Source organism: Desulfopila sp. IMCC35006, from assembly GCF_005116645.1.
Classification (GTDB): Bacteria; Desulfobacterota; Desulfobulbia; order Desulfobulbales; family Desulfocapsaceae; genus Desulforhopalus_A.
The window spans coordinates 1-9,891 of sequence record NZ_SWCM01000030.1; the positions used below are offsets into that span (position 1 = coordinate 1).

At 45.0% G+C, this 9,891-nt stretch carries 8 protein-coding genes; all 8 read left to right on the forward strand.

Features of this window, described 5'->3' with window-relative positions; all coding sequences use genetic code 11:
* The first annotated feature begins 145 nt into the window (after window positions 1–145).
* The 8 genes from FCL47_RS23910 (at window position 146) to FCL47_RS23945 (ending at window position 9,740) form a co-directional block, all read left to right on the forward strand.
* Window positions 146–511 (forward strand): hypothetical protein, encoded by a 366-nt coding sequence (locus FCL47_RS23910; protein WP_136816248.1) that lies wholly within the window; start codon window positions 146–148, stop codon window positions 509–511.
* 52 nt (window positions 512–563) lie between these two features.
* Complete coding sequence (locus tag FCL47_RS23915; RefSeq protein WP_240744356.1) at window positions 564–1,031, forward strand: S26 family signal peptidase; 468 nt, start codon at window positions 564–566, stop codon at window positions 1,029–1,031.
* 59 nt (window positions 1,032–1,090) lie between these two features.
* Window positions 1,091–1,963 (forward strand): conjugal transfer protein TraF, encoded by an 873-nt coding sequence (locus FCL47_RS23920; protein WP_136816250.1) that lies wholly within the window; start codon window positions 1,091–1,093, stop codon window positions 1,961–1,963.
* Window positions 1,963–3,396: a conjugal transfer protein TraH gene (locus FCL47_RS23925; RefSeq protein ID WP_136816251.1), complete on the forward strand. Its 1,434-nt coding sequence runs from the start codon at window positions 1,963–1,965 to the stop codon at window positions 3,394–3,396. Before FCL47_RS23920 ends, FCL47_RS23925 begins: the two co-directional genes overlap by 1 nt.
* 41 nt (window positions 3,397–3,437) lie before the next feature.
* Window positions 3,438–6,416: a conjugal transfer protein TraG N-terminal domain-containing protein gene (locus tag FCL47_RS23930; RefSeq protein ID WP_136816252.1), complete on the forward strand. Its 2,979-nt coding sequence runs from the start codon at window positions 3,438–3,440 to the stop codon at window positions 6,414–6,416.
* Between the two features lie 767 nt (window positions 6,417–7,183).
* On the forward strand, window positions 7,184–7,492 hold the full coding sequence (locus tag FCL47_RS23935) for a transposase (RefSeq protein WP_136816253.1): 309 nt from the start codon (window positions 7,184–7,186) through the stop codon (window positions 7,490–7,492).
* Between the two features lie 32 nt (window positions 7,493–7,524).
* Window positions 7,525–8,538 (forward strand): IS3 family transposase, encoded by a 1,014-nt coding sequence (locus FCL47_RS23940; RefSeq protein ID WP_205747429.1) that lies wholly within the window; start codon window positions 7,525–7,527, stop codon window positions 8,536–8,538.
* Window positions 8,539–9,080: 542 nt separating this feature from the next.
* Window positions 9,081–9,740 carry a site-specific integrase gene (locus FCL47_RS23945; protein ID WP_136816254.1) on the forward strand — a complete coding sequence of 220 codons (660 nt, stop codon included), beginning with the start codon at window positions 9,081–9,083 and terminating at the stop codon, window positions 9,738–9,740.
* The last annotated feature ends 151 nt before the right edge of the window (window positions 9,741–9,891 follow it).

The following is a 9,891-nucleotide window of genomic DNA, read 5'->3' on the forward strand; positions in this document are numbered from 1 at the left end:
ATCAAATTCGAAATGAAGCAACACAACAAGCTGTGGCGCAATCAACGATACAAAATCGAAAACGAAAAAAGCTCCTTAAACGATTAAAGAAACCACCTGCAAGTTCTTAACCGGATATTACTGATTAAAAAGAAAAGAAGAAGACATGACAAAAGAAAGAGCAAAAACTTCTGGTGAAGAAAAAACATTAACAGCAAAAGCACCAGTAGCAGAAACCCCAAAAACAACTCCCGGCTATTTGGAAATAATTGTAATGACCATTCTGATCGTTGGAGGTGCGATCTGGGGATACGACCAGTTCCTTGCCCAAAAGATTTTGACCTTTGACCTCAAGGGCTATCTGCATGAGCAAACGGCTTTGATAAAAGCAGGTGAAATGACGGAAGAGCAATTCAAATCAAATCTGGACAGGACAGAAGCTCTTCTCAATGCAGAAGCAGAAAAAAGCCGGCATGTCATACTTTTGAAAGATGTGGTGATGCGAAATGGTAATGAGATTTCTCCTCAATAGCCGGTTGGCCGGTATCCTCTTTGGTTTGACTCATAGGGAAAAGACCGTGGCAATGGTTTTTCTGGCTGCCATGTTGCTGGGGTCATTCCTGCCTGGACGGCTCATTGTCGCACTCAGCGATTCACTCGACCATCGGCTTTTTTTCATGACAGGATTCAATCGGGAGAAAATCAAAAATGGGGATTATCTCGTTTTTCAAGGGAACAAAGACGAAGTGGAAAAACATGCCAAGCCTATGCTGAATAAAAAACTCGATAAGCTGATAAAAAAAGTTGGCTGCGCTCCAGGTGAAGCGCTTACCCGTGATGCCCAAGGGCAATTCTTCTGCCAGGGTGTTTTTATCGGCAAGGCGTTGATAGCTGATAGCTTCAAGCGTCCTTTGCCCCAATTTCAATATTCAGGGATTGTACCAGAAAAAAACTTCTTCATGATCGGCACGAACCCCCGCAGTTACGACAGCAAATATTTTGGATTTGTTGATGCAGATAAGATTCTCCATAAGGCTTTACCGCTTTGGTAACCTACTTTGGTAACGGGATTACTGGTAGCTGGCTGTGTTGCTGGCTTCTGCTCATCTCCATGACGACTATGGCCCTGGCCGAAGAGGTTCCTTCGCCGGGACCGGCTTTCTATGAAACCGCCAAAGAAGGTTGGTTCTGGTATCACGACCCGCCTCCAGAAGTACCGGAGGAATCTGATAGCCATAACAATTCAACCATAACACGAGAGGCCGGCCCAAAGGTTTTTGAGACCAGAAACCCGTCGATGGACAAGTACACCATCAACGACATCTGGAATTTACATCCAGACGAATTTCAAGGGCTGTTGAATGGAGTTCAGAAAAAAGCGGTGCAAACCCCGAATGAGAAGAACATCCTGGAATATCTGATTATGCAGGATGTAGCTCGCCGAAAGGCTCTGGCATATGCCAATGCCACAAAATTCGTCACTCAAAAATACAGCGATAAATTCAATATCAATCAGGTTTATCCGACAACAACGCCTGGCATATCAGCCAGGGTACAGGAGCAGCAAAAGGAAATATCCAGCACCATTCTGGCTGCTCGTGAAAATCATGCTTTGTTGTTTTTTGTTGGCCAGGGCTGCGGATTCTGTGACAAGCAAGCGGCAATCCTCACTTATTTCGTGGAGAAATACGGCTGGCAGATCAAACCCATTGATATTGGCCGGCACACCACACTCGCGGCCCGGTTTAACATCACTACCACCCCCACCCTGGTTCTCATCAAAGACGGAACAGAACAATCCATGCCGATATCCGTCGGGGTAGTGGCCCTATCGGAACTGGAGCGAAAACTCTATCAGGCCATTCGTTATCTGGGCGGGGAAACAAACATAGATACCTTCCAGACGTATGATTATCAAAAAGGCGGCGCACTTGACCCTGGTGCAATTTTAGAGACAGAAGAACAGCCCTGGAGGGAAAGATAATGAAAAAGATGATATTCGCTTTATCCGTGTGTTTGTTATGTCCAATCTCAGCCCAGGTTGCAGAGGCTGGTTGGGTAGATGATTGGTTGCAACAGAGCAACACAACTCAATCCGGCTATTTTCAGGGGCAACAGCGGGGATATTATTCCGCCGGCAGTTTTTCCGGTCGCTGGAAAAGTACCGCCGATTATCCGGTTACTCTCGAAATGCCAAAAGTAAAGAGCGGCTGCGGTGGTATTGATGTGTTTATGGGCGGTTTCTCGTTTATGGATTCTGATTATCTGGTGGATAAGCTTCAGGCCATCTTGTCAAATGCCGCAGGGGTGGCCTTCGACCTGGGACTTAAAACTCTCTGTGAACAATGCTCTAACACGATTAAAAACTTTGAAGCTCTATCTGACGCACTCAACCAGATGCAGATAGACGAATGTGCGGCAGCCAAGTCATTGGTTGGAATTGTAGCTGACGAGAATGGTTTTCATTCCGGTGAAGAAATGAAGGAAAGAATCGGTACTGCAGTCAAAGAAAACAAATTAGTCAGCGGTGTATCGGAAATGTGGACAGACCTGACAACAGCGGAACAAGCAAGCGGTGGTGCTGTTTCATCTGGTGAAATATCCGCTATAACCTCGGGATGTAATGTAGATGTCCTGGATTTGTTTTTAAACGGCGATTCGATGCTCGCCAATGTCGGAGCCAAAATGTCTATTCCTGGGGCTCATATTGATCTCATTCGTGGTCTGGTTGGTGATCTCAAATTGTCGGGAGCGGCTGAGGCATATAAAATTTCTTACATGCCGCCATGTTCAGAAAACAATACGGATTCGATCAAATCCATTGCCAATGGTGATATTTATACCAAAAGCTCTGCTGGCCAATGCTCGCAGGTTACTGATGGCAATAAGGATATGGGAGCGTATGTGAGAACTCAATTAACTGCCATAGCCGAAAAAATACGCACCAAAGGTACATATACAGCGACAGAGATAGCTTTTATGGACTCTAATCCGTTATCTCCAATGCCTATTCTCAAAAGTGCCATCGGCACCAGGACGGAAGGTGCAACCATAGGCGGCCTGGCCGACATAACCGCTTCTGCTTACAGCCTGCAAATGATCTCGGATTTGTATATTCGGGCGGAAATGATTGCCAGAAAAGCCAGAGAAGTGTTGGAGAAAAAGGCCTCGGGGTCGTCTGGTAGCCCAGACACTTGTGCCGCTATTATTTTTGCGGACAATGCCAGTCAGGACCTTTCCCTCATGTTGGAGAAAATCCAACAGTTAAAAGAAGGGGCAAAAACCAGTTATATCGCCTCGACATCAGAGATGAATGCCATTTTAAGCTATCTGGAACGGATGCAAGACCTTGAAAGCCGGATGAACCAAGAAGTTACCCGTAGGTTCGGCAAAGATGTAGTCGCAAGGATTCAATAGAGTTCAACCCCGACACAAACGGGATAACTGAATAGAAACCAATGAAAGAAACTACTATCAAATTCCCTGCCATTTTGTGTCTGGTATTTCTGGTTGCAACCATATTCTATGTCACTCCGGCCTTTGCTATGGACATGGAATACTATACCTATGGCGGTTTTAACCCGATTACGCAAGCCTTTACCCGACTGGCCCTGATCTTCAGTGATGCTGGATATATAGGTTTGTTTGCAGTAGTGACGGTTTTGGGTTTTCTTGCAGGGGCCATATCTTGGCTTGTTCAGGTGTCCAATGGCGGGAAAGCCACCCCTTTAATCTGGACAGTACCTGTTTTCTTCGGGATAATTCTCTATTTTGGCCTGTTTGTTCCCAAGGGGAATATCACGGTTTATGACCCAACGCTCAATAGATTTCAGACTATCGGTGGAATCCCTGATGCTGTTGTCTTTACTGCCGGTGCTCTGAACAAAATCGAAAGGGGGCTGGTTGATATTATTGATACAGCCTCCGCTCCCGATTCAGAATACTCTAGAGGTGCTGGTGGCATAGGTTTCAAAACCTTGGAGTCGGTTAGAAACTCATACATTAAAGATAATCACCTCAGAACAAGTTTGATACGCTATACCAAGGATTGTGTGACCTTTGAACTGATGCGGCCTGGAACTACTTTATCTCTTGATACTCTCCGCAATGACACCACCGATTTCTTGATTGAACTTGGCAAAGCTGTAAGCCCTGCAATCTATACAGTTTATTATGATTCGACTGAACCGGCAGGTGTAACAAAAACCTGTACCGAAGCATGGAACCTTCTCCTGCCGATTTTTCAAAATCCCAATAATTATGCGGAAGCACTCAGGAAGACATGCGGCAAGGCTTCTTTTGATTCCAACAATGCTCTTGAATATAATACCTGTAAAGACCTCATAACCAGCACCTTGAGATTCACAACGGGGAATACTGTCATACCAGAGAAGCTCATCCAGCAACGACAAATCTCAGAAATTCTTTATACTTTCTACTATCAGGAGGATGTTGAAACTGCAATGCTCATGGAGGCAAACCGGAAAATCACCTCGCAAGGTATTGGTGTTGGTATTGCCATGAACGAATGGATACCGATTATCAAGGCGATCATGACTGCCATTGCCATTGGCATGATTCCGTTCCTGGCCTTATTCCTGCCGACACCCGTAGTCGGCAAGGCCCTTTCAGCCATGTTCGGTTTTTTCTGTTTTCTGACCATCTGGGGCATCACTGATGCAGTGGTTCATACTGCGGCAATGGATTATGCACAATACGCCTTTGAAGAGATGCGCCAGTCATCTTTAGGCGTTTATTCGATGGCGGCCTTTCCTTCATTATCCGAAAAGATGCTGAGCATGTTCGGTATTATCCGCTCGTCGGGTATCATGCTGGCAAGTCTCTTCACCATGATGCTGATTAAATTCGGTGGTCATGCCCTGGCAATGATGGCCGGGAGCTTGAGCAGTGCTGTTAGTGTTGCAGGCGGACAGGCCGGAGCCTTGATGACGCCGGAAGGCACTTCATCAGCCATGAGCCAGCAAATTAAAGCATCAGGAAATCTGGAAGGTATGCCACAGCATAGGTTTTCCAACATGGCTTCGGCAGAGGCTTTCAATAGTGTCCATAGTCCGGTTGGTAATTACAATTCTTCTATGAATGCCAGGAAAGCCTTGGCGCAATCAGGGCAAATCCCACAAGGGACTTCGGATGCCGATTATGCAGAGATGAAGCATAGCTTTAACCAACAGGCAGGAACAGCCGCCGGTCAATCATCGGTTTCACTTGGCCCTGACGGACAAGCGACCCAGGGCAAAACGAATGCCGTCATGCCAAGTGGTTCTACAATGGCAGGTACAACCTTCGGGGCTGGTGGGGCTGGTGTACAGAATCTTAACGGTGCATGGGGTAAAGGTAGTTTTGATTCGGATGGTCATGGCGGCACCAATCTCACCTCTGCCAGCGTCAATGGGATGTCTCCTATGGCTCTTGCAGAACAGAACGCACATATCAATACTGAAAAGGCAGCTCATGCCCTTGGTACGAATGAGAATTGGGACAAGATGACAAGCCAGCTACAAACTGATGGGCATAATAGTGGTGAATCTCGTGCTTATGCTGATAAGTTGGCTAATGTTGCCGGGTCGGAATGGGGAAGGGTTATCAATGATAAATCCGGTTTCGTTAATAAACTGACTCAAGCCCAACAAAAGCAATTACAAGCCTATGGAGCTGGAGGAGCTGGAGTAAATATGGGAATAAAAGCTGAAGCTGCTGGCAGATATAGTATAACAGCGACCGGCGACGAAGGTAAAACATTGTCTTTTTCAGTCGATGAATCAACAGCAAATTCAATAAAAGAGAGTATGAGCAGTGTTCGTGAAAGAGCTGTCTCTGAAACTTTTGGGGATAGTAAAGGACTTCAATTTGCAACAAATTTGGCAAATAAGATTGGTGCGACCAAAGCAGCTTCATATATGAAAGAAGCCAGCAATATGACCCGTACAACTGAAACTACAGGGGCCGATGCTACAACTGCCTTTGTCGGTTGGTATGCAAATGATCGCTACGGTTCAAGTAGCCCTGAAAATATCGACAAAGCAGGCGCTGCCCTTAATCACATGGCTACAGGCGGGGCGGCCGGCATGAATCAATTACAAGAGCATCAAAAAAGATTTCTTAATAGTGGTAATTATACTTGGGGTGACGGAAAAGCTCAGGCAGATGCCACCATTGATGCAACCAGAAGTAAGGTCGGCGGAGGAATGGGAAACGTCCAAGGTCAGGTAATGTCAGGGGCAAATACAGCGAGTGGACGGACGCATGGTATTGGCCCTGGAGATTTTAGCGGTCATCCTGCGAATAATCATGAATCTTTAGTGACTCCACAAGAAGAAGGCAAACCAACTCTTAAAGAAGCGGATGATCTTCGAGATTCACGTAATAAAGATTTTGAAGAATTCAGAATGCTGCCTAAAACAGGATCGCCTGAATAATCTTTTTGAGAAAAAAGCCTGTAAATTAAAATAATGGTATCAAAAACGTCGCCGTCCGCAGCCCCAAGTCTCGCTTTTTGATACCAGATCCATTAACCTGGTCAGCCCGGGCCGAGACAAAATGATGCCAATCTTCTTAAATCAAAGGACATGATGATTAGCGTACATCAGCACACAAATGTCCGCGACACCCTGTTAATCATCATATCCTTTGTAATGGTAATTGCTAGTACCTATCAAATCAGAATACATCAGGTCATAAACCCAGACAGAATCGTAAACATGATTAGGATCATAAACATAACTAGGATCATCACGTTTAACTGGTTTTGTCCACTGAGGCACCCAGAGAGGTTCTTTCGATTGAGGATGACAAGGAGGCTTTTTCAGCTTTAAAGAGTAAAGCTTGTCATTAACCCATGTTCTAAAAAAACGAAAAATAGTCATGCTGCTACCCGCACCAGAGTGTTTTCTTACAATTTCTGAAAAGAAAAAATGGTACTAACATCATTACAGCCAGGACAAAAAATCATCAATAACAAAACTAAAATTCATTCTATGGTGAAATGGATATGACAAAAAAAGAAAATTGTCAATACCGTTGCACAATCTACTAAAATAACAGAAAGATGATTGCTCCAGAAGGTCACACCTTAGTTGATGCCGCCCATATCAAGCCATGGAGCGTGAGCCATAATTGTACTGGTTCAACGGGAATTGGAGTTTTTCAGCGTTTGAGTTAACATACTCGAACGGAGGAAAACTGCATGAAAAGGAAAAGAAAAAATTACAGCTCGGAAGAAAAAGTAGCCATTCTGAAACGTCACCTGATAGACAAGATTGCGGTATCGAACCTTTGCGATGAATACCACCTTCAACCAACGGTCTTCTACCGCTGGCAGAAGGAATTTTTCGAGAATGGAGCATCGGCTTTTGAACGAGACTCGTCACGCCAGAAGAGCAAGGAAACAGACCGCATAAAGGCCCTTGAGCAAAAGCTACAACGAAAGCACGAGGTCCTTTCCGAACTGATGGAAGAACACATCAAGTTAAAAAAAAATCTTGGGGAGATCTGAAAGGCCACTGGGTGCCCCATGATACCCGAGACATGGTGATCGATTTTGTAAAATATTGGGCAAAACAGACGGAAGTCCCGCTCATTCATTTCATCGTCTGGCTGTCTATCTCATCAAGCAAATTTTACCATTGGCAAATGCGCTATGGGAAAGCCAACGAACATAATGGTCTTATTCCGCGTGATTTCTGGCTGCAGGACTGGGAGAAAAAGGCAATTGTCGAATTCCACCACCAGTATCCCCTGGAAGGTTACCGAAGGCTGACTTTTATGATGTTGGACAAAGATATAGTCGCTGTCAGTCCCAGTTCAACTTATCGGGTTTTGAGTGAAGCTGGGTTGCTGGCAAAATGGAACAACAAGGCATCAAAAAAGGGAACAGGTTTCAGCCAACCGCTCAGGCCCCATGATCATTGGCATATTGACGTTTCTTACATCAATATTCGTGGAACATTTTATTACTTGTGCAGTATCCTTGATGGTTGCAGCCGGTACATTGTTCATTGGGAGCTGCGGGAATCGATGACCGAAGGTGATATTGAGATCGTCCTGCAGAGAGCTAAAGAAAGATATCCTGATATCACCCCTCGGGTGATATCAGATAACGGACCGCAATTTATTGCCAAGGATTTCAAGGAATTTATTCGGATATCAGGGATGACTCATGTAAGGACATCACCGTATTATCCGCAAAGTAACGGAAAAATTGAGCGCTGGCACAGTACTCTGAAGCAGGAATGTATTCGTCCGGGTGTGCTCCTGAATCTTCAGGATGCCCGACAAGTGGTGGGAAGATTTGTTGAGCATTACAACGAGATTCGTCTCAACAGCGCCATAGGCTATATCGCCCCGGTAGATAAGCTTAACGGAAGGGACAAACAGATTTTCAAAGAGCGAGACATGAAACTGGAATCGGCTCGACAGGCAAGAAAAGTAAGGCGAGCAGAGGCAAACAGTGGGAAGGTCCTTGTTGGTACCCCGCCCATTCAGGCAGCGTCACCTCCGACGAGCAATCCTGAGGGGCCCATTCTCGGCGTCGCCGCCTGAATGGGCTACCTCAGTGATGGACCCGACCGTTGGTGATAATTTGAAAATAAAACGATAGGCAACCAACTAACTCAAGACAACGAACTCTCCAATTTCAACTGAAGCATTACATAATGACAACCCGACGAACGACATCGCGTTGTGTAAACTCAGTTACTGGTCTTACGACGAAGGGCTTTATGTCAGTGAATGGCAATTACCTGGTGATGATATCTCCAGCCGTTAAAAGTGACCATAATCTACCGGGGCATATACTCACTTTGTCAGACCGTCCAGTGTTCAGGCCGTCTGAAAGTCGTTTTTGGCCTGACCAGGATAATTTGGCTTGGCATAGGAGGGAGAAGTTTACCAAAAGTTAGGTTGTAATATAATATAGAACTGAACCGCTGCGCGGATTGGTGGTAGATCATATCATCTAAAGCATCTCAACTCCCCCTGCAATCATTTCGCTCTTAGGATTTAAATATTTCACATTTACAAAACCTTGGTAGATAAAGCAATGAGTCCAATTGTTTTATCAATCTAACCAAGGAGGTGTAATTATGAGCAGTAGCCTAAGAGAGCAACTTGTCGACCAGATGACCCTTGAGGGATTGTCAGAATGTACCAAGAAAAGCTATGTCGCATCCGTCAAAGGATTAGCCCAGTTTTATAATCTTTCCCCAGACCTTCTTACTGACGAACAGGTTCATTCCTATATCCACCACCTGATAACTCGTCGAAAAATGAACTGGAATACATGCAATAATTATTTGTCGGGCATCATTTACTTCTATAAAAAAGTTTGCCGGTGGGAGAATGTTGGTCGTTTCGGAATTCCGCCACGGCCCTATAAAAAACAACTGCCGGTAACGCTCAGCATGGAAGAAGTAAAACGTCTATTTTCTGCTGTCACCAATCTTAAACACCGCGTCTTACTTAAAACAGCTTATAGCGCTGGTTTACGAGTCAGCGAATTAATCAAATTAAAACCCCATCACATAGAGAGTGATCCTTCAAGGATGTTGATCCGGGTAGAACAAGGAAAAGGCAGAAAAGACCGATATACACTTCTTTCCCAAGAACTCCTTGACGAGTTAAGGCTTTATTGGCGTAAGTATCAACCACAAACATGGCTATTCCCAGGGTATGACCAAGAGAAACATTTGTCTTACGCTGCAGCCAGAAAAGTCTTCATGACCATAAAAAAAAAGCCGGCATAACGAAACCATGCTGTATCCATAGCCTCCGTCACTATGCCGAGTTCCTGACTATGCCGAGTCAATGATCCAACTATTTAATAAATAGGCGTTTAGCCTCTTGTAAACTCGGCATAGTTTTTTATGTCTTTTCCTATGATCCTCTATTCAAAGG